Below are 19,259 nucleotides of genomic sequence, written 5' to 3' on the forward strand. Positions count from 1 at the left end.
TCGTAGTCGCCATGAGCAGACAGAGGTCGCATCCGGTGTTCGCGCGGGTCTATGCCCGGCTGCGGCCGGCGATGGATCGTCAAGGCGCCGCCGAACACCGCGCCAGACTTCTGGACGGGGCCGCGGGACTGATCGTCGAGGTCGGAGCGGGTGAGGGAGCCAACTTCGCGCACTACCCGCCGGCGGTGACCGAGGTCGTGGCGGTCGAGCCGGACCCGTATCTGCACGCCCGGGCCGCGCGCCGTGCCGCCGACGGCACGCTTCAGATCGAGGTGGTCGAGGGCGCCGCGGAGCGTCTGCCGATTGAGGACGGTACGGCGGACGTGGTGGTGATGTGTCTGGTGCTGTGCTCGGTCACCAACCAGGCCGCCGCTTTGGCGGAGGCGTTCCGGGTGCTGCGGCCCGGGGGTGAGTTGCGGTTCTACGAGCACGTCGCTGCAGCGCCGGACCGGCGGTTGGCCCGTGTGCAGCGCGTCGCCGACGCGACCGTTTGGCCGTGGCTGATGGGTGGCTGCCATGTCGGCCGCGACACCGCTGCGGCGATCACGGCCGCCGGGTTCGCGGTCGAGGAGCTCGACAGGTTCGACTTCCCGCCGGGACAGCCGTCCCCGGCCGCACCGCACATGCTCGGCCGGGCGGTCCGGGAGCCGACGGCATGACTGCGGCGGGGATCGAGGTGCGCGGGTTGTCAAAAACGTTCGGTACCGTGCGGGCCGTCGACGACCTGACGTTCTGCGTCGCGGCGGGCGCGGTAACCGGATTCCTTGGGCCGAACGGCGCAGGCAAGACGACCACGCTGCGGATGCTGCTCGGCCTGATCCGCCCCGATCGGGGCAGCGCCACCGTCGCCGGAGCCAGCTATCGCGACATCCCTGCACCCCCGACGGTGGTCGGCGCGGCGCTGGACGCGTCCGGGTTCCATCCTGCGCGCACGGGTCGCGCGCACCTTCGGGTGTACTGCGCGGTCAGCGGCCTCGCGCCGCAACGAGCCGACGAGGTTCTTGAACTCGTCGGGCTGGCCTCGGCCGGTGGACGGCGCATCGGCGGCTACTCGCTGGGGATGCGGCAGCGGCTCGCACTGGCCGTGGCAATGCTCGGTGACCCGCGGGTTCTGGTGCTCGACGAACCGGCCAACGGGCTGGACCCCGAAGGCATTGTCTGGATGCGGCGGTTGCTGCGCGACCTCGCCGCCCAAGGCAGGACCGTGCTGGTGTCCAGCCATTTCCTGACCGAGATGCAGCAACTGGTCGACCGCGTCGTGATCATCGACAAGGGCCGCCTTCGCTTCCAGGGACCGGTCACCGAACTGACCGGGTCGCAGGCCACGGTGGTCGAAGTGCGCACCAGCCAGAGCGAACAACTGCACGCCGCGCTGGCCGCACACGACGGCGTCGACGTTGAGTCCGACGGCACAGACCGGCTGCTGATCAGCGGCTCGGACGCGGCCACCGTGGGGCACACCGCGTTCGCTGCCGGCATCGAACTGCACTGGCTTTCCGAACAGACCGGCGACCTGGAACACCTGTTCTTCGCGTTGACCTCAGGCGCCGGCGCTCACGGACACCGCACGAGCAACGCTTCGGAGGTAGGGGTCTGATGGCGCACCTCATTCGTGGCGAATTCGCCAAGCTGCTGTCCACCCGCCTGTGGCTGTGGTTGCTGCTGGCCACCATGGCGCTGACGGCGCTGTTCGCGAGCCTGAACATCGCGTTCAACGACGACCCCGATACCCTCGCCCCGCCGCTGACCACCGCGGCCGGGCAGCGGCTGCTGTTCGGTACCGCGGCCGGTGGCGCGCAGACCCTCGTCGCCGTCCTCGCCGCGATCGGCATTACGAGTGAATACCGCCACCGCACCGCGACCACGACCTTTCTCACCAAGCCCCACCGGGCGCAGGTCGTGGCGGCCAAACTCATCACCTATGCGTCGACCGGCGCAGGCTACGGGCTCGCGTGCGTCGCCGTGGTGACCGCGATCGCCTGGCCCTGGCTCAGCGCCCGCGGGATCGATCCGACACTGACCGGCAACGGGATCCCGACCACCGTGGCCGGTGTCGTCGCCGCGGTCACGGCGTTCGCCGTTCTCGGAGTGGGTCTCGGCGCGTTGCTGCGCGACCAGGTCGCCGCGGTGGTGGGCCTGCTGGTCTATCTGTTCGTCGCCGAACCGATCGTCACCCGCATCACCGCGCTCCAGGACTGGACGGTGTACCTGCCCGGCCCGTCAGCAAGTGCGCTCACCCAGATCACGCTCACCGATCAGGAATTCCTGCAACCCTGGAAAGGCGGCCTGGCCCTGGCGGCGTACGGCCTGGTCGTCGTCGCGGCCGGCCTGTGGCGCACCACCCGCCTCGATCTCACCTGACCCGACGACCGGCACACTCGGCTGCCGAAGTCCGCCTGATCCCGTCCTCGGCGGCGTCGAGTCGCTGATCACCACCACCCACGTCCGTACTTCGCGCAAGTGCGCCCGCGGTCGGCCATGATCCCGACTCCGGGGCCAGCCCGGGTCTAGCCTTGTCGAAATCGCGCGCGTCCCGTTCGTCATGTCATTGAGGGCCTTCGCGGTGGGGGCCCACGGAAGGAGTGGTGATGTCAGCGATCGTGACCCAGGTAGAGGTCGAGGCACCGCAAGAGCGGGTCTTTGACTACGTGACCGACCCCGAGCACTTCCCGGAGTGGCAAGACAACGTCGTCGGCGGCCACCTGTCAGGCCAGACCGCCATCGGGTCGGTCTGCAGCACCACCCGCCGCATCGGCGGCAGGGAGCGCGAGGTGACCTCGGAGGTCACCAAGTACAGCCCGCCGTCCAGCTGGGCCGTCCACGGCACCGACGGCCCCATCCGGGCCCTGGTCGATGTCAGCGTCGAACCCGTCACCGGCACCCGGACCCGGGTCACCATCAGCCTCGAATTCGAAGGCCACGGCATCGGGAAGATCCTCGTACCAGTCATGGTCAAGCCGCAGTCCCGCAAAGAGATGCAGCGCAACATGACCCGGCTAAAAGCACGCCTGGAGGACCCCGCCTAGGGCTCCGGCTCTGGCCCCGGCCCCGGAACCGCGCGCACAGCTGTCGTATCCGGGGTCGCGCCGATCGTCTCCCGTATGACCCCACCACCACGAACCGGGAGACGACCCATGCAACCGACCTTCAACGTGCTCGACATCGCCGTCACCGACCTCGGCGCCGCGATCGACTTCTACCGGCGGCTCGGCCTGGAGTTCGTCCGGGATCAGTACATGCCCGACGACCACGCGGGCTGCGACCTGCCCAACGGCCTGCACCTGATGCTCGACACCGACGACCTGCGCACCAAGACCACCGCGGGCTGGACCGCGCCGGCCAGCGGGCGGACGTTCCTGGCCTTCCAACTCGCCGCCCCGGCCGACGTCGACACCTTGTACGCCGAACTCACCGCCGACGGCGTCACCGGACTGCAGGAACCGTTCGACGCACCCTGGGCAATGCGCTACGCCACGGTCGCCGACCCGGCCGGGAACGGTATCGACCTCTACGCCAACCTCCCGGCCGGCTGACCCCGGACCCGCCACACTGAGCCCAGGAGGCGCGCATGAAGTACGTGCTGATGTTCGTCGACACCGAGGACTACGCCAAAGAGGTCGAGGCGATGACCCCGGCCGAGCTGGAGCAGGTCTACGACCGGGTGAACCAGTGGTTCGTCGACCACGCCCCGAAGATCCGCAGCAGCACCAGCAAACTGCAGGGTGCTGCCACCGCGACGACCGTGCGGCTCGACGGAGCGGAGCCGGTGACCACCGACGGTCCCTTCATGGAGGGCAAAGAGGTCATCTCCGGCTTCACCGAGATCGAGGTCGCCGACCTCGACGAGGCGCTGCGGATGGTCAAGACCTGGCCGGCCTGCCCGATCGTCGAGATCCGCCCCGTGGAGTCATGACCACCAGTCCCGCCGCTGACGAGCTGGCCCGCGTGGTCCGCGACCACGCCGGCCAGCTCGCCGCATCCTTGGTCTCGCTACTCGGTGACTTCTCCGCCGCCGAGGACCTGGTCCAAGACGCCGTCGAGACCGCGCTGCGCCGGTGGCCGGTCGAGGGGATCCCCGACCGCCCCGACGGCTGGCTGTTCACCGTCGCCCGGCGCCGCGGCCTCGACGTACTGCGCCGCCAGGAGAACTACCGCTCCAAACTCGCCCAGCTGCAGTGGCCCGTCCAGCCCGCTCCGGACGACCGGCTCCGGCTCATCTTCACCTGCTGCCACCCCGCCCTGGCCCGCGAAGCCCAGATCGCGCTCACCTTGCGAGTGGTGTGCGGACTGACCACCGCCCAGATCGCCGCCGCGTTCCTCGTGCCAGAGGCCACCTTGGCGCAGCGCATCACCCGCGCGAAACGCAAGATCGCCCAAGCCGGCATCCCCTACCGCATCCCACGCGACGACGAACTCCCTGACCGCCTCAGCGAAGTCCTCACCGTCATCTACCTGCTCTTCAACGAGGGCTACCTGTCCAGCAGTAGCGACCGCGCCCACTCCCGCGACCTCGTCGACGACGCCGAGTGGCTCACCGCTCTGCTGGCCGGCCTGCTACCGGCAGAACCTGAGATCACCGGCCTCCTCGTGCTGATCCGGCTGCATCGCAGCCGCGCCGCCGCCAGGTTCACCGGCGGCGGTGAACTCGTCCTTCTCCAGCACCAGGAGCGCAGCCTCTGGAACGACGCCGCGATCGGCTCCGCGACCGCGCTTCTCACCCGAACCGCCCGGCGCCACCGCTCACCAGGCCCGTACCAGCTGCAGGCCGCTATCGCCGCCTGCCACTGCGAAGCCGCGAGCTGGGACGACACCGACTGGGAACAGATCCTCGTTCTCTACGACATGCTGCTCCACCTGCAGCCGACCCCCGTCGCTCGCCTGCACCGCACCGTAGCCGTCCAGTACGTCGAGGGCGCCGAAGCGGCTCTCATTGAGCTCCACGGCCTGCACAGCGAGCTCGACAACTACCCGCTCTACCACGCGACCCACGCCGAACTGCTCCGAGCAGTCGGTAACTCCGAAGCGGCCACCGAGGCCGATCGGCGCGCACTCGAGATCACGACCAACCCCGCACAGGCCGAGGTCCTGAAGGCACGCCTCGCCACCGCTGACCAGACTTGATGAGTTCAGTCAAGGAAGCCGTCCCACTTCACTCGAACCGTGCACCGCCTGGCATACCGGGGGAGCCCGGGCAGCTCGCTTTCGGCCTGGGCCAGCTCAGTCCGACCGGCCCGGGCAGATCGGGCGCCAACTTGCCCACACCGCCAGTGTTGCCTTAGGCAAGAGTTGTGCGCCACGCCGAGCCCTGCACGGAACCGACGAACTGGCAGCCCTGTTGCACCGAGGCCACCCGTCGACCAGGCCCAACACAGCCTCACCACACGTTCGAAAACCTCATCTCAGACGCGTGGGGCCACGTCGTTGGTCAGATGGCCGTGGGCTGCACTGCCGCACCCGGCTGGCGTTTGCGGCGGCTCGCGATCGCTCAAGCGGTTGAGCGTCCTGCAGTTCGCAGACGTAACGACGGCTCGGTTCTGCCTCGACTACCTCTCGAAACGTCGGCCTTGACTCTGTAGTTGGGTCCAGGGTTGACGATAGGGACATGCGAACCAGTGAGCTGGCAGACCAGGCCGGAGTGAACACCGAGACGCTGCGCTACTACGAACGCCGTGGACTGCTGTCCCAGCCGCCGCGCACGCCGGGCGGCTACCGCGACTACCCACCCAACACGGTCGAGCTGCTGCGGTTCATCAAACGCGCCCAGGAACTCGGCTTCACCCTTGACGAGGTCGAGGAACTTTTGCACCTCGACAACGGCGGCCCGGATGCCTGCGACGCGGCGAGGGTGCTGGCCGAGCACCGCCGCGCTGACCTGGAGGCGCGGATCCGCGACCTGCAACGCATGCATGACTCGCTGGCTGACCTGGTCGCGACCTGCGACCTGCCCCGCGCCAACCGCAGTTGCGCACTACTCGAAGCGATCGACCACCGCCCGGAGGCGACCCGATGAACCTCGAAGTCCTGCACGTCTTCGACTGCCCCAACCTGGCGCCGATGCTGCAACGCCTGGCCGAGGTCACCGACCTGCCGGTCACTACCCGGCTGATCGAGACCGACGCCGACGCCGCCCAGTACGGCATGGCCGGCTCACCGACCCTGCTGATCGACGGCACCGACCCATTCGCCGCCGACGGCGACTGCGGGTGCGGGGTGTCGTGCCGGCTCTACCGCGACGAAACCGGCCAGGTCGCGCCCGCCCCATCGGTCGACCAGTTGCGCGCCGCGATCACAGCAGCCGACTCCCCCGGCACCACCGCGCCCCGAGATGTTCTGAGCGCGTGGCGGACTCGGGCTGTCTCGCTGGTTGCGGTCGAAAGGCCGTACACCAGATGATCCTGCGCGGCTTCGCGGCCCATGGTGCTCCGCCCAGCGGCGCCGATCTGGACCAGGCGGTGGCTGGCAGCAGCCGGAACACGGCCGAAGTACTGAGCGCGCTGCACGAAGCCGATGCGATCCGGCTCACAGCCGAAGGCCAGATCGCGGTCGCCTATCCGTTCTCGTTCACGTCGACCCGGCACCGTGTCCACATCGCCGAGCCCAACGGCGGCGAGGTCAGCGTCTACGCGATGTGCGCGATCGACGCTCACGGCATCGCACCCATGCTCGGCCGAGACACCCAGATCGAGTCCGTCGACATCACCACCAGCCAACCCGTCACGGTCACCAACACGAACCGGCGCACGACCTGGCAGCCCGCGGACACGGTCGTGTTGATCGGCGCGGACGCAGGCGGCGGCCCGTCGGCCGACTGCTGCTGCGACTACCTCAACTTCTTCACCGACCACGCCGCGGCGCAGGCCTGGGCCGACAGCCACCCTCGCGTCCCCGGACAGATCCTCAACCAGGCCGACGCCGAAGACCTCGCCGCCCGCCTGTTCCAGCCGCTCCTCGTGTACTGACGCGGCCAGTCAGGGCAGGTACCGGTCGAGCCGACGTAGGAGCCGCCGCACGACCGGCAGCTCATGCCAACCCCGGGCGACCACCCAATCACGCACACTTCGCACCACGGCCCGCAGCCGCGCTGCCCGTGACGGCCGCAGCTCGTCCTCGCGCTCGACCGCGCGGCGCTGCAGAAACTTGGCACACCCCACACAGACCCCGACCTCAGGGTGAGCCCCGAGCCGCACCAGGTCACGGTCATCGAACTCGCCACCGCAGCACCAACACACCGGCGCCGACGGCTGGAACGTCTCCTCCGCAACGGTCATACCGCCATCATCAGCCCGACCGCACCGAGAACGCACGAACCCGGCACCCGCCCCAGTCGCTGAGGTAAAGACACGGTCCCGGGCCAGCCCTACTGTGGAGCCACCCCCCACAGTGCAGATGTCCGTCCCCTGCGGACTCTGCATCAACGGGTGCCCTGGACGCATCGCGACTGGGGCACCCACCTCGGAGCGCTTCGAATTGACGAGTTCAGGGAAGGGTGGCCGTCCCTCTTCAACTCGTAGCGGCATCCACCCGGCAATGCGCGCTCACCAGGCAACTGTTCGACCGCGTGGGCCAGTGTCAGCCCGACGGGGCCGAGCACGTCGCTCGACAACGACACCATGCCGCCAGTCTCGCCATGCCCGGCACTCAGGCGCAGCCGGGCGCGCGGTTCGGTTCATGCTCGACTAGATTTCAACCCGGCCAGCGACGACTTGGCGCAGTTACGAGGTCTGCTGCGCGGGAGGAGGCTGGTCCGGCGGTGTGAAGGCGGCCAGCACGGTGGCGGTGATGTATTCGGCGGCCTTGTCGGGGGTCAGGCGGTTGGCGGTGATCTCGTCGGCGGCGCTGTGCATGATGCTGTGCAGCACCCCGACGAGCCAGGTGGTTGGCAGGTCGGTGCGGAACACGCCTTCGTCGCGGCCGCGCTCGACCAGGCGCTCCATGCGTTGGGCCGGTCCGGCGTGCAGGTCGCGGATCTTGCCGGGTGGCAGGACGTCCTGGGCGGCGATAAGCAGCGAGCGTGACTGGTTCACCAGCTGCCAGCTGGACTCGACGAGGCGGGTCAGAGCGTCGCGCGGGTCGCCGGACAGATCCACGGCATCCAACCCGGCGTGACCGTCGTCGATCGCACGCGTCAGCGCCGCTTCGACAAGATCGGCGCGGTTGGGGAAATGGCCGTAGACGGTGACGCGCCCGACGCCAGCGGCTTTGGCGATCTCGCTGACGCTGACTTCGGGATTGCGGCTCAAGGATCGAATCGCGGCATCGAGGATCGCCTCGATGCTGCGCTGCGCATCGGCGCGTTTCGCCGGAGCCTTCTCGCGGGTCTCAGTCACGCGACCTCCACTTGTCGAACACTGGTGTACGAGTTACTGTAGCGCAATTAACTCATACACTGCTGTTCGAATTGGAGGTGCCGTCGTGGCTGATCAGACCGTCGGCGAAACCGGAACCGTGGCTGCGGACCCGAAGCGGTGGCGCCTGCTGACGCTGCTGGGCGTCGCGCAGTTCATGCTGATTCTCGACGTGACCGTGGTCGCGATCGCGCTGCCGCACATCGGCACCGATCTCGGCCTGGCCCGCGACACCCTGACCTGGGTCGTCAGCGCCTACACCCTGATGTTCGGCGGACTGATGCTGCTCGGCGGCCGGGCGGCCGACCTGCTGGGTGCCCGCCGGGTCGTACTCGCCGGCCTGATCGTCTTCACCGTCGCTTCCTTGGTCACCGGCCTGGCCGACAACGCCACGACGGTGATCGGCGGCCGCGTTGCCCAAGGCATCGGCGCGGCGATGCTGTCACCTGCCGCGCTGTCGGTGGTGACCAAGACGTTCCACGGCGACGAACGCAACAAAGCGCTCGGCATCTGGTCAGCTCTCGGCGGCGGCGGTTCGGCGATCGGCGTCCTGCTCGGCGGCCTGCTGACCGCGGGGCCGGGATGGCAGTGGGTGTTCTACATCAACGTGCCGATCGGCGTTGTGGTGTTCGTCTTGCTGAGCCGGACTCTGTCGCGTGATCTGCCGACCGGGCCGCGGGCTCGCCTGGACGTGCCTGGCGCGCTGCTGGTCACCGCAGGCACCGGCACGGCGATCTACGCGCTGATCAACGCCGGCGACTGGGGCTGGCTCAGCGGGAAGACGCTTGGGCTGCTGGCCGCTGCGGTGGTGCTGTATGCGGTGTTCACTGCGGTGCAGCGGGTCGTGAAGTCGCCACTGATGGATCTGACGATCCTCGCCCGCCGGCCGGTGGCCGCGGGAACGTTCCTGATCCTGGTGGCGACCGCGTTGATGATCGCGGTGTTCTTCCTCGGCTCCTTCTACCTGCAGCACCACCAGGGCTACGGCCCGCTGCGCACCGGCCTGCTGTTCTTGCCAGTGGCCGTGGCCACGATCCTCGGGGCGCAGCTGGCCGGCCGCTCGATCGGCAGCGCGGGCGCGCGCAAGGTCGCAGTGATCGGCTTGCTGATCGCCGCCGCCGGGACAGCGATCGCGGCGATCTGGTCAGGTCCGGTCATGGTGGTCATCGGTATCAGCGTCGGCGCAGCCGGGATCGGGGCGGCCTTCGTCGCCTCCTCGGCCACCGCACTGGCGACGATTGCGCACCACGAGGCCGGTACGGCGTCCGGCTTGCTGAGCACCTTCCACGAGTTCGGGGCGGCGCTCGGCGTCGCGGTGGTCTCCAGCATCGCGGCGGCGAGCATCGCCGGAACCACAGGCGCAGGATTCACCGGCGGTTTCACCTTCGCCGCCATCACCGCGGCCGTCGCCGCACTGCTCGCACTGCTGGTCGTTCCCACGCTCAAGCCGTCGGCCGAGGCTGCGACTCACACCCACTGACCCGGCCCGACGGGCCAGTCGTCATCAAGACGAGGGCCGGACCACGAGCAACGCTCGCGGTCCGGCCCTTCTAGTGCTGAGACCGATCATGTGCATCAAGACGCCGGCGCCCGGCTCATCGCCCGGGGAGAGAACTCTCTTCCCGCTGCGGTATCGGTCTCAGGAACGCACCAGCCGCGCGATCGCCTCGGAGGCTTCCTTCAGCTTGCGGTCGGCCTCGGGGCCGCCGGCGGCCGCGGCGTCGAGCACGCAGTGCGCCAGGTGGTCGTCGAGCAGTCCGAGCGCGACCGACTCCAGCGCCTTCGTCATCGCCGAGATCTGGGTGAGGATGTCGATGCAGTACTTCTCGTCCTCGACCATCCCCTGCAGACCGCGAGCCTGGCCCTCGATCCGCTTCAGCCGACGCAGATAGGCCTCTTTGTCCTCGATGTACCCGTGCTGTGCCTGCAGAGCCACGCCCACCACTTCCTTGTCTGATCTCGCCGCGAACACTACCGGCCAATCACCCACCAGATCCTGCCAACCCTTGCAAATTCATAGGATACCCCCCTAGGGTATCGCACTGTCTCCCCCAATCAACCCAGGGGAACTTCGCGGGGTGGTTCGATACCCCATACCGGTAGGGAGTAATGAGATGAGTGATGTTGGAGCACCGGCGTCATCGCGGCGCTGGTGGGCGCTCGGCCTGATCGCCGCCGCGCAGTTCATGGTCATCATGGACACCTCGATCATCGGCGTCGCGCTGCCGAAGATGCAGACCGACCTGGGCTTCAGCCCGGGCGATCTGTCGTGGGTGTTCAACGCCTACGTCGTCGCGTTCGGCGGTCTGCTGCTGCTCGGCGGCCGACTGTCTGACCTGCTCGGCGCCCGCCGGGTCTTCGCGGCCGGCTGGGCGGTCCTGCTGGCCGGGTCGCTGGTGGCAGGATTCGCAGGCGGTGTCGCGGTCGAGCTCACCGGCCGGGCGGTCCAGGGCGTCGGCGCGGCACTGATCGCCCCGGCCGCGCTGACGCTGCTGATGATGCTGTTCGGCGGCAACCCGAAAGAGCTGACCAAGGCGATCGCGCTGTACGGCGCGGCCGCGCCCGCCGGTGGCACGGCCGGGGTGTTCCTCGGTGGAGTGATCACCGAATACGCGTCGTGGCCGTGGGTGTTCTTCCTCAACGTCCCGATCGCCCTGGTCGCGCTGATCGCGACCCCGGCGCTGATGCCGCAGGCACCGGCACGGCGCGGCTCGATCGACTTCGTCGGTGCGCTGACGGTCACCCTCGGACTCGGTGCCGGGGTGTACGCGATCGTGCGCGCACCCGAGGCTGGCTGGACCGACGCCTCGACGCTGCTGGTAGGCGCGGCGGCCGTGGCGCTGCTGGTGCTGTTCGTCGCCGTACAGGCGAAGCGGCGTGAACCGTTGATGCGGCTGAGGATCTTCACCGCGCCGAACCTGGCAGCGGCCAACGTGGCACAACTGCTGCTGGGCGCGGCGTGGGTGCCGATGTGGTTCTTCCTGAACCTGTACCTGCAACAGGTCCTGGGCTTGAGCGCGTTCCCCAGCGGCTCGGCGCTCCTGCCGATGACGACGTTCATCATGCTCGGCATGATCGTGGTCGCACCGAAGGCGATCGCCGCGATCGGCCCGAAGAAGACCCTCGTCACCGGCATGACCATCCTCACCGCCGGCCTGGCCGGGCTGTCGCTGATCCGCTCCGACGGGTCGTTCTGGGCCGACGTCCTGCCCGCCTCGCTGATCGCGGCCGCCGGGATGTCGCTGGCCTTCATCCCCAGCCTCGGCATCGCGCTGTCCTCGGCACGTCCCGAGGAAGGCGGACTGGCCTCAGGCATCGTCAACACCAGCTACCAGATCGGCTCCGCGCTCGGCCTGGCCGCAATGACCGCGGTCGCAGCGGCCAACGGCGCCGACAAGCTCGGCGACCTGACCGCACTCACCGACGGGTACTCCGCAGCCTTCATCGGCGCGGCCGTCATCGCCGCCGTCGGCGCCATCCTCGCCGCAATCTCCCTGCGCACCGCGCCCGCAGCGGGTCCGGCTGCCGGTGAGGCGACGAACTCAAGTTCCACCGACGCCCCGGCCAGCCGGTGAACTCCGGCATCATTTCCCCAGGGCCGCGCGTGCGCGGTCCTGGGGAACGGCGGTTGCGGATCACGCTCAAGGTCGTCGGGATCAGCTTCATCGCCGGGGTGTATCCGCTCATTCATCTGTGGCCGGCCGGATTCCGGTGGCAGCCAGAACAGTCGGAGTACGAGCAGATGATCGCCGTGATCTACGCCGTCCTCGGCATCTTCCTGCTCCGCGCCTCCCGTGACCCGCTCAACCACCTGTCGCTGGTCTGGTTCACCGTCTGGTCAAGCCTGGGACACGCCGCGGTCATGGCCGCAGCAGCGATCAGCGACGGGCACGAGTGGATCCACCTCACCGGCGACGTCCCCGCGCTGCTGGTCGCGGCCGCGGCACTCGCGGCGTTCGCACCGCGTCAACTGATCGCACCGTCCGGCCCCGGACAGTCCGGTACGGCGACTGGCTAGGCTGGAGTCGATGAACAGCCAGCACACCCGCACACGACGAGGGTCCGCCAGGGCCCTGGTCGCCGTGGTGCTGATGGCAGACGTATTCACCATGCACGGCCCGACCGGCAACCACGACACCGCCCCGGCCGTGACTCGTCAAATGCCGTCTACGTCAGCTGCTCAGCCCGTCACGACGCAGCCCACGCGCCAGGCAACCGAGCACCTCCGGCTGCTCATTCGTTGAGCACGGCGCAGACGAAGCGTCCTCAGTATCGTCGTGGAAAACGATCATCTTCGAGCAACTGGCCAGGCCAGACCGTCACTTTCGGCGGTGTAGGGGCGGCGATGAACTTGCCCTTCGGGCCGTTGGAGTGCGGGTACCTCACACTGCGACCCCGATGACAGAGGCGATACCGGGTAGCCGATCGGCGTGCCGTCAGGTTTGGGATCGGAACCTCCGCCCGCTTGTCCTCGATCACCTCACCACGCGATGCCTGTCCGGCGGCAAGTCCGAGATCGGTGACCGCGGTGTTGCAGTGACGTGAGTCATACCAGCCGGATCGCCGGACAGGCGATGACGCCTAGCGCATGCCGTCGTCACAACCCCCGCACCGCGGCAACACCCTCACCAAGATTCATTGGCGGTCGGTGCGTTGGCTCAGAGCGGCGTTTGCCAGTTCGCGACGATGCCTTGCAGGTGGTAGATCAACAACGCCCAGGCGCCGGTCACCTGCAGGACGCCGACCACAACAAGCAGCAGTCCGCCAACCCGCATCACGGCGCGGGCGTGCCGCCGGGCAAGTTCGAACACCCTGAAGACGCGCTGCGCCCCGAGTGCTGCCAGCAAGAATGGGATCCCCAGGCCGAGGCTGTAGGCGAATGACAAAGCCGCACCGCGGGTGGCGCCGCCCGTACTGGTGGACAAGGCGAGTACGGCGGCCAGGGTCGGTCCGATGCACGGTGTCCAGCCGACACCGAACATCACCCCCAGCAGCGGCGCACCTGCCACGCCGATCTTCGGGCGGTACCCGGCTCGCCAGGCCCGGCCGGCCAGCGGGATTCGGCTCAGGAGTCCTGCGAACATCAGGCCAAGGCCGATGGTGAGGACGCCGAGGACACGGGTGACCAGGACCTGGTGCTCGAGCAGTGCTGTTCCGGCCGCGCCGAACGCGACGCCATAGCTGGTGAAGACCGCCGCGAAGCCGAGCACGAACAGGCAGGTTCCGATCATCGTGCGGCTCGGGGCCGGGCGAGGGCGGGCGACCGTCGGAGTTGGTGTGGTCGAAGTCGATGTGTTCGCCCGCCAGCCGGCATCCTGGGCGTCGGCGCCGGCGGCACCGGTGACGTAGGCGAGGTAACCGGGTACCAACGGCAGGCAGCACGGGCTGAGGAATGACACCAGCCCGGCGGCGGCCGCTACCGGGAGCGCGATCAGCAGCGGACCGTACGTCACAAGTTCGCCGGGACTGGCAGCTGCGGCGATCATGAGGTGCCTTTCTTTGCGACAGATGCAGTGGAAGCGGGATCGGGCGTCTCGGCGAGCACGTCGTCGACCAGACCGCGCAGTGTGGCGTAGTTGACGATGCCGACAACCCTGGCGGCGATCTTCCCGGCCGGGTCGACGATGACCGTGCTCGGCACCGCACTCACCGGGATCACCCCGTGGAAGTCGAGAATCAGTTGCCCTCCGTCGTCGATGAGGCTGGGATAGGGCACCTTGAAGGCACGAACGAACGCCCGGGCCGCGGCCGGATTGTCCCGTGTGTCGATGCCGACGAACCGCACGCCTCGGCGGGCCGTTTCGCGAGCGACCTGGGCCAGGTCCGGAGCTTCCTTGCGGCAGGGCTGACACCACGAGCCCCACACGTTGACCACTGCCACCTGGTCGCGCAGATCGCGCAACGCCAACTGCTCGCCGTCCAGCGTCTGTCCGCGCACGTCCGGTGCCTCCGAACGCGCCCCGGCTGCATAGCGCGTCAGTCCGGTGGCGGCGGCCTCAGTCGCTGGTTTCTGTGCCGCGCGACTCACCGGCGGCGCGCTCCAAAAGTCGTTGTGCCAGGCAAGAGCGGACCCGGCTGTTGCGGCCGCGATCAGCGCCATCACCGCGACAGGCTTGGTACGGCGCCTGCGCGACGCGTCGTGCTTTTGCGCAATCATGTGAGGGTGGTGGGAGCGGTTCGGGGCACGACCTTCTACCTCCGGCGTCGGGCGACCAGTTGTCCCTGGAGGGACTCGTCTACTATCTACGTTAGTTGATACCCGATGGTTCCCGGGCCGAGGGACAGGTGAGGAGTGGGGTGCGCGGATTCGGCGACTTTGCAGCCGCGATCATGAACCGCCTGTGGACGCGGGCGGTGGTCAGCGGGCGGGTGCTGACTCGGGTACAGCGGCTGCTCGACCCACCAGCGCCACTGTCAATGGCCGGCCTAGCCAGAGGGTCCGCCGCCGTGTCAGTGATCGCTCTGCCGCCCGTGCTGGTCGCGATTCCAGCCGCATTGGCGGCCGCGCTGGCGGCTCGTCCACTGATCTTCGGATGACCCCACGCGCACTCCTTGCGCGGCTCACGCTCATCGCCGCCGCAGTGCTCGCCTCGCTGCTGGCCAGCGCAGCACCCGCCGCCGCACATCCGACCCTGCTCAGCACGACCCCACAAGCCGGGTACTCGGCCGCATCTGCGCCCACACTCATCACGATGGTCTTCGACGAGCCGGTCACCGTCGATTCGCGCGGGGTCCGGCTGATAGACGATGCCCAGCACGCGATCCGCACCTCCGAAGTGACCCGCGAACAGGGCGGCCGGCGGCTCGCCATCCGAGTACTCGATCACCTCGATCCTGGCCGCTACATCGCGCGCTGGCAGGTGACCGCCCAAGACGGCGATGTCGTCGAGTCCGGCTTCGACTTCGCCGTGGCCACCAGCTCCGCCGGTCTCCAAGGACAAGAACAGGCCGGAACCGGCAGCCTTCCCCCGACCGTCGCCCTGCGCTGGTTGCTGTTCCTCGCCCTGGCAGGCGTCATCGGTGGCCTCGTCGGCGGGCTACTCGCACGCCTGGCTGGACCCAAAGCCCTCAGACCACGATCGTTCGTGCGACCAGCCGCCCTACTCGGCCTACTGTCCGCGGCCGGGCTACTCGCCCATCTTCTGGTAACCGCCGGACCCGGCCGCGCCGCAACTCTGCTCGGCGTGGAAGTCATCGGCTTCGCTGCGGCAGCTGCCGTCGCGGGTCGAGGCCGCTGGTGGCTGGCAATGACACCGGCATTGGCTGTCGTCGGCGCTGAGAGCTTCCGCAACCATCTCGGTAGCCGACAAGGGGTCGTGGGAGTTTTGATCATCGCCGTCCACCTGACGGCGGTCACTACCTGGATCGGAGCGCTGGTCCACCTCGTGCGAGTCGCCTACACCAACCGGGCCCGGGTCGTACGGATCCGTCCCGTGTTCGCCGCCTACGCCCGGCTGGCCCTCGCCCTGTTCGTCACCGCCGCAACAACCGGAACCATCGGCGCACTCCTTCTGGTCCCGAACCTCAATACCCTTACCACCACTGGATACGGGCAGATACTCCTCGTGAAACTCGCTCTCGTCGGGATCGTCGCCGGGCTCGCCTGGGCAGCACGCCGCCGCCTGACGCGATCTGCCACAGAGCCGACGCCGGCACCCGTCGCACGAGTGGCGCGGATCGAAGCCATCGCGCTGGTCACCGTGCTCGCCGTCACCGCAGCCCTCGTCTCCGTGCCGACTCCTGCCCCCGCCACCCAAGACCTTGGCTTCCCGCCACCGGTCACCGGACCCGTGATCCGGCTCGGCGCACTCGCCGGCCAAATCGCAGTCGGCATCGCCGCCAGCCAAAACCAGCTCGAGATCCGGCTGCGGACACCGGACGATCGGGTCCAGACCGGCGAGGCGGCACCCGCCGATTTCCAGCTCAGCGCCCGCCTCAGCGCTCCCGCGACGACACCCATCACCGTGGCACTACAACCGTGCGGGCCCGGCTGCTTCGTCGGCCCGGCGCAATGGCACAACACCACCCAGCACCTCTACCTCAACGTCAACGCGGCTGGCTGGCACGGCGGCGCTACCTCCATTCCGATCACCTGGCCCCCACGGCTCAGCCAGGGTTTGCTGTCACGTGTCGTGACCGCGATGCGAACCCAGCAGTCGATCCGCATCGCCGAGACCGTGACCAGCGACACCTCACTGAACGCGCCGCCGACCCGCTCGGTCACCACCGACGGAGCCGGGTTTCTCGAAAGCGAGCCCTACGGCAGCGGCCCCAAGCTCGGCGTCACTGTGCTACCCGCCACCGCCGACCGCACAGCGCTGGCCTTCGGGCTCCCAGCGGAGGGGATCCACGTACAACTCGAGGTCGATGCGTCGTACCGGATCACCCACGAAACACTCACTGCTCCTAAACACCTGATCAACCGCACCTTTACATACCCGCGGTAGAAGCACGCCGACATTCGATCCTGCCCGGCACCGTCGATTGTCCGACTCTGCCCGGACCAGTTGCAGTCCAACCGGTCCAAGGGGGCCAGTCGCCAGCTTGGCCACCTCCTGAATGTTGCCTTAGGCAATAGTATCGCGCCACACCCGGCGAGACCCGGAGACACGGGCCGTTCCTTCCAACGGACGTGGACGATTAAACTGGTCGATGTCATCGGTGGACGCGATCACGCTGCTCAGCTTCATCCGACGCGACCGTCCGCCTGGCCAGTGCGCTGCTCGCCCGGCGCGCCGGTGTGCCGATCTTCGCGGTAGCTCGCTCGCCTTCGCTACGTGCCACCGACTACTCGGCCGGACGGTCCGACCTGTGGGCTGTTCGAGAGCAACCTGAGCGCGAGTTCCACTCGCGGAGGCGGCGTGCCGCAGCGTCTAGTTCGCGATGGAAGGCCACCGGCTCGGAGGGCGCGGAGTCGTCCTGGTAGCAGCCCTCCCAGAATGATCGGAGGGCGGACAGTTCCTCGACTAGAGGTCCGTGGAGCGCCCAGCACGCCGGGACCACCTTGTAGTCCAGACAGTAGCGGGCGTTGAGCCATGTGACCCACTTTCCCAGGCGCTCAAGTTCGAGGCGTTCCGTTGAGTCGTCCAGCTCTCGCCAGTTCACTACCTGTGGCTCGTCGTTCAGTCCGAAGTACGCGGAAGGGTCCTCACCGAGGCTCATCGGTTCGGTTGCCCAGCGTCGGCGATACTTCTGTGGATGGATGGAGCATCGGCGCGACTGGTCCAAGAACGCAGCGCGAGAAGGATCGGTGGGGCAGTTCGGGCGAGGAGCACGCCGGTGCCGAAGGGAAGTGTCCGGAGGGCGTCGGGCGGCAGGATCGGCATTCGGCGGGTGCTGGTGGACCAGGTGCGGCCGCCGTCGGGGGCGCGGCTCCAGTTGCGGAGTTCTTCGTCTCGGTCGCCGCAGACGGCGGAGAGGTCTTGCAGGTCTCGGGGTTGGGCCGAGCCGCCGAGGATGAGACGCAAGGTGGCGGCGTCCCACATGGCTGCGGCGGCTTGTTCGCCCCAGCGTTCGCGGGCTTGGGCCAGGGATTGGATGACGACGAGGGTGGAGATGCCGTTGCCGCCGCCGTCGGCCATGAGGGATGGCAGGGAGGGGACGGCGCAGAGGTTGGCGATTTCGTCGAGGACCAGCGCGAGCGGGGGTTCCATGCGGCCTCCTTCTTGGTGGGCGGCGATTTGGCGTGCGGTTTCGGTGATGTCTTCGAGGAGGGCGGCGATGAAGGCGGAGGTGGCGCTGGCGCCGGCTCCTGTGCCGAGGAGGTAGATGGTGCCTTTGTCGGCGAGGAAGGTTTTGGGGTCGAGGCCTTCGCCGGGTGGTGGGTCGAACGCTCGGCGTACGGCGGGGTCGGCGAGGGCTGACAGCGCGGAGCGGACGCCGGCCCAGATGGCGTCGCGGGTGCGGCCGTCCATGCGGACGATGCCATCGAGGGTGTCGCCCCAGCCTTCGGCCGCGTCGCCTGAGTGGTTGAGGATGGTGACGGCTTCGATGGCGGAGGCGGGTTCGAGGCCCCACCGGTAGAGGCGGTCGATGCCGGTGTCGTCGATGGCGGCGGCGTGGAGGAGGCCTCGGAGGGCCATCTCGGTTTGGCCGTGCCAGAACGCGCCGTCGGACACGCCGCCCTTGGCGAAGCCGGCGCCGGCCGCGAGGCCGGATGCGCGGACGATGGCGGTCGTTGGGTTCTCGCAGCCGCGGACGGGAGACCAGCGGATGCCCTCGGCCTTGCTGAGGCCTTGCGGATCGAAGACCGCGACCGGGCCGGCAACTCTGCGCGGGCCGAGAGTTGCAACGAGGTTGTCGGGCCGGGTGGAGGTGGTGACGACCGCGCCGGGGGCGTCGAGGATGGCGTTGATGACGATGTGCAGGCCCTTTCCGGACCGGGGCGGGCCGACGAGGATCTCGGAGTCTTCGACCGACGACCAGCATCCCCGGCCGCGCGAGTAACCGCGAAGAACCCCGACGTCTTCAGGCCTTGGGCTCTTCAGGGACGGTCTGGCCGAGCGGCCACGGCGTAGTACCTGGCGACGGCCGACGGCGTGCTCGATGTCGGCGCGGGTGGCCAAGCCGGGGCGGGACGTGAGGTGACCAGTTCTCCCGCGTGTGCTTGCTCGACGGTGTTGCCAGAGCCGCGACGCAGCGGCGCCGACGGCGACGGGGATGGCGATGAACAGCGCCACGAGCGTCCAGTACAGCATCGGCCCGAAGTGCTCACCCTGGCGGTCGAAGGCTTGGGCTGGGTGCGCTGGGTCGACCAGGACCCGAAGGCTCGAGGGCAGCGGCGTGCTGATCCACTCTCCGGTCGTGATCAGGCTGCTCAGCCCGCCTGCCGTCCTGAGCATCAGTGCGCTGGCGGCGACGGCTATGAGAGCGATGATCGCGAGGTCGGTGTTGTTTCCGTTCTTGTTGAGCATC

The 19,259-nt window shown here is 68.6% G+C and carries 20 protein-coding genes; 15 read left to right on the forward strand and 5 right to left on the reverse strand.

Annotated features, from left to right (window positions below; all coding sequences use genetic code 11):
* Window positions 1–11: 11 nt before the first annotated feature.
* The 10 genes from ACLQ2O_RS18545 to ACLQ2O_RS18590 all read left to right on the forward strand — a co-directional run bounded on the left by ACLQ2O_RS18545 (window position 12) and on the right by ACLQ2O_RS18590 (window position 6,959).
* Window positions 12–659: a class I SAM-dependent methyltransferase gene (locus ACLQ2O_RS18545; RefSeq protein WP_425832916.1), complete on the forward strand. Its 648-nt coding sequence runs from the start codon at window positions 12–14 to the stop codon at window positions 657–659.
* Complete coding sequence (locus ACLQ2O_RS18550; RefSeq protein ID WP_425832918.1) at window positions 656–1,597, forward strand: ABC transporter ATP-binding protein; 942 nt, start codon at window positions 656–658, stop codon at window positions 1,595–1,597. The genes ACLQ2O_RS18545 and ACLQ2O_RS18550 overlap by 4 nt, the downstream gene beginning before the upstream one ends.
* A complete protein-coding gene (locus ACLQ2O_RS18555; protein ID WP_425832920.1) occupies window positions 1,597–2,361 on the forward strand; it encodes a hypothetical protein in 765 nt (254 codons plus the stop codon). The genes ACLQ2O_RS18550 and ACLQ2O_RS18555 overlap by 1 nt, the downstream gene beginning before the upstream one ends.
* 227 nt (window positions 2,362–2,588) lie before the next feature.
* The gene (locus tag ACLQ2O_RS18560; RefSeq protein WP_425832922.1) at window positions 2,589–3,026 is read left to right on the forward strand and encodes an SRPBCC family protein; all 438 of its coding nucleotides are present in this window, start codon (window positions 2,589–2,591) and stop codon (window positions 3,024–3,026) included.
* 108 nt (window positions 3,027–3,134) lie between these two features.
* Entirely contained in the window at window positions 3,135–3,533 is a 399-nt protein-coding gene (locus ACLQ2O_RS18565; RefSeq protein WP_425832924.1) for a VOC family protein, read from the forward strand.
* A gap of 35 nt (window positions 3,534–3,568) precedes the next feature.
* Window positions 3,569–3,913: a YciI family protein gene (locus tag ACLQ2O_RS18570; RefSeq protein ID WP_425832926.1), complete on the forward strand. Its 345-nt coding sequence runs from the start codon at window positions 3,569–3,571 to the stop codon at window positions 3,911–3,913.
* Window positions 3,910–5,121, forward strand: a complete 1,212-nt coding sequence (locus tag ACLQ2O_RS18575) for an RNA polymerase sigma factor (RefSeq protein WP_425832928.1) — start codon at window positions 3,910–3,912, stop codon at window positions 5,119–5,121. Before ACLQ2O_RS18570 ends, ACLQ2O_RS18575 begins: the two co-directional genes overlap by 4 nt.
* A 481-nt stretch (window positions 5,122–5,602) precedes the next feature.
* Window positions 5,603–6,010 (forward strand): MerR family transcriptional regulator, encoded by a 408-nt coding sequence (locus ACLQ2O_RS18580; RefSeq protein WP_425832930.1) that lies wholly within the window; start codon window positions 5,603–5,605, stop codon window positions 6,008–6,010.
* Window positions 6,007–6,393 (forward strand): hypothetical protein, encoded by a 387-nt coding sequence (locus tag ACLQ2O_RS18585; RefSeq protein WP_425832932.1) that lies wholly within the window; start codon window positions 6,007–6,009, stop codon window positions 6,391–6,393. Before ACLQ2O_RS18580 ends, ACLQ2O_RS18585 begins: the two co-directional genes overlap by 4 nt.
* Window positions 6,390–6,959, forward strand: a complete 570-nt coding sequence (locus ACLQ2O_RS18590; RefSeq protein ID WP_425832934.1) for an alkylmercury lyase family protein — start codon at window positions 6,390–6,392, stop codon at window positions 6,957–6,959. The genes ACLQ2O_RS18585 and ACLQ2O_RS18590 overlap by 4 nt, the downstream gene beginning before the upstream one ends.
* Before the next feature lie 753 nt (window positions 6,960–7,712).
* On the opposite strand, the gene ACLQ2O_RS18595 is transcribed toward ACLQ2O_RS18590, so the two are convergent.
* A complete protein-coding gene (locus ACLQ2O_RS18595) occupies window positions 7,713–8,327 on the reverse strand; it encodes a TetR/AcrR family transcriptional regulator (RefSeq protein ID WP_425832936.1) in 615 nt (204 codons plus the stop codon).
* Between the two features lie 85 nt (window positions 8,328–8,412).
* Here ACLQ2O_RS18595 and ACLQ2O_RS18600 point away from each other — a divergent pair, with 85 nt between their 5' ends.
* Entirely contained in the window at window positions 8,413–9,825 is a 1,413-nt protein-coding gene (locus ACLQ2O_RS18600) for an MFS transporter (RefSeq protein ID WP_425832938.1), read from the forward strand.
* Between the two features lie 159 nt (window positions 9,826–9,984).
* On the opposite strand, the gene ACLQ2O_RS18605 is transcribed toward ACLQ2O_RS18600, so the two are convergent.
* Window positions 9,985–10,287, reverse strand: coding sequence for a metal-sensitive transcriptional regulator (locus ACLQ2O_RS18605; RefSeq protein ID WP_425832940.1), 303 nt, complete (start codon window positions 10,285–10,287; stop codon window positions 9,985–9,987).
* A 172-nt stretch (window positions 10,288–10,459) separates the two neighbouring features.
* On the opposite strand from ACLQ2O_RS18605, the gene ACLQ2O_RS18610 reads away from it, so the two are divergent.
* From ACLQ2O_RS18610 to ACLQ2O_RS18620, 3 genes are read left to right on the forward strand one after another with little or no spacing between them, the layout of a single operon-like run.
* Complete coding sequence (locus tag ACLQ2O_RS18610; RefSeq protein ID WP_425832942.1) at window positions 10,460–11,920, forward strand: MFS transporter; 1,461 nt, start codon at window positions 10,460–10,462, stop codon at window positions 11,918–11,920.
* Window positions 11,921–11,949: 29 nt separating this feature from the next.
* On the forward strand, window positions 11,950–12,363 hold the full coding sequence (locus tag ACLQ2O_RS18615) for a DUF6632 domain-containing protein (protein ID WP_425832944.1): 414 nt from the start codon (window positions 11,950–11,952) through the stop codon (window positions 12,361–12,363).
* 10 nt (window positions 12,364–12,373) lie between these two features.
* A complete protein-coding gene (locus ACLQ2O_RS18620) occupies window positions 12,374–12,589 on the forward strand; it encodes a hypothetical protein (protein WP_425832946.1) in 216 nt (71 codons plus the stop codon).
* Between the two features lie 414 nt (window positions 12,590–13,003).
* On the opposite strand, the gene ACLQ2O_RS18625 is transcribed toward ACLQ2O_RS18620, so the two are convergent.
* Both ACLQ2O_RS18625 and ACLQ2O_RS18630 read right to left on the reverse strand, forming a co-directional pair.
* Window positions 13,004–13,831, reverse strand: a complete 828-nt coding sequence (locus tag ACLQ2O_RS18625) for a cytochrome c biogenesis CcdA family protein (RefSeq protein ID WP_425832948.1) — start codon at window positions 13,829–13,831, stop codon at window positions 13,004–13,006.
* Window positions 13,828–14,502 carry a TlpA family protein disulfide reductase gene (locus ACLQ2O_RS18630; RefSeq protein WP_425832950.1) on the reverse strand — a complete coding sequence of 225 codons (675 nt, stop codon included), beginning with the start codon at window positions 14,500–14,502 and terminating at the stop codon, window positions 13,828–13,830. The genes ACLQ2O_RS18625 and ACLQ2O_RS18630 overlap by 4 nt, the downstream gene beginning before the upstream one ends.
* 376 nt (window positions 14,503–14,878) lie before the next feature.
* Between ACLQ2O_RS18630 and ACLQ2O_RS18635 the strand changes: the two genes are divergently transcribed.
* Window positions 14,879–16,792, forward strand: coding sequence for a CopD family protein (locus tag ACLQ2O_RS18635; protein ID WP_425832952.1), 1,914 nt, complete (start codon window positions 14,879–14,881; stop codon window positions 16,790–16,792).
* Window positions 16,793–17,503: 711 nt separating this feature from the next.
* On the opposite strand, the gene ACLQ2O_RS18640 is transcribed toward ACLQ2O_RS18635, so the two are convergent.
* Window positions 17,504–19,258 (reverse strand): type IV secretory system conjugative DNA transfer family protein, encoded by a 1,755-nt coding sequence (locus ACLQ2O_RS18640; RefSeq protein ID WP_425832954.1) that lies wholly within the window; start codon window positions 19,256–19,258, stop codon window positions 17,504–17,506.
* Window position 19,259: the final 1 nt, after the last annotated feature.

It is taken from the genome of Kribbella sp. DT2 (assembly GCF_049844575.1).
In the GTDB taxonomy this organism is placed as follows: domain Bacteria; phylum Actinomycetota; class Actinomycetes; order Propionibacteriales; family Kribbellaceae; genus Kribbella.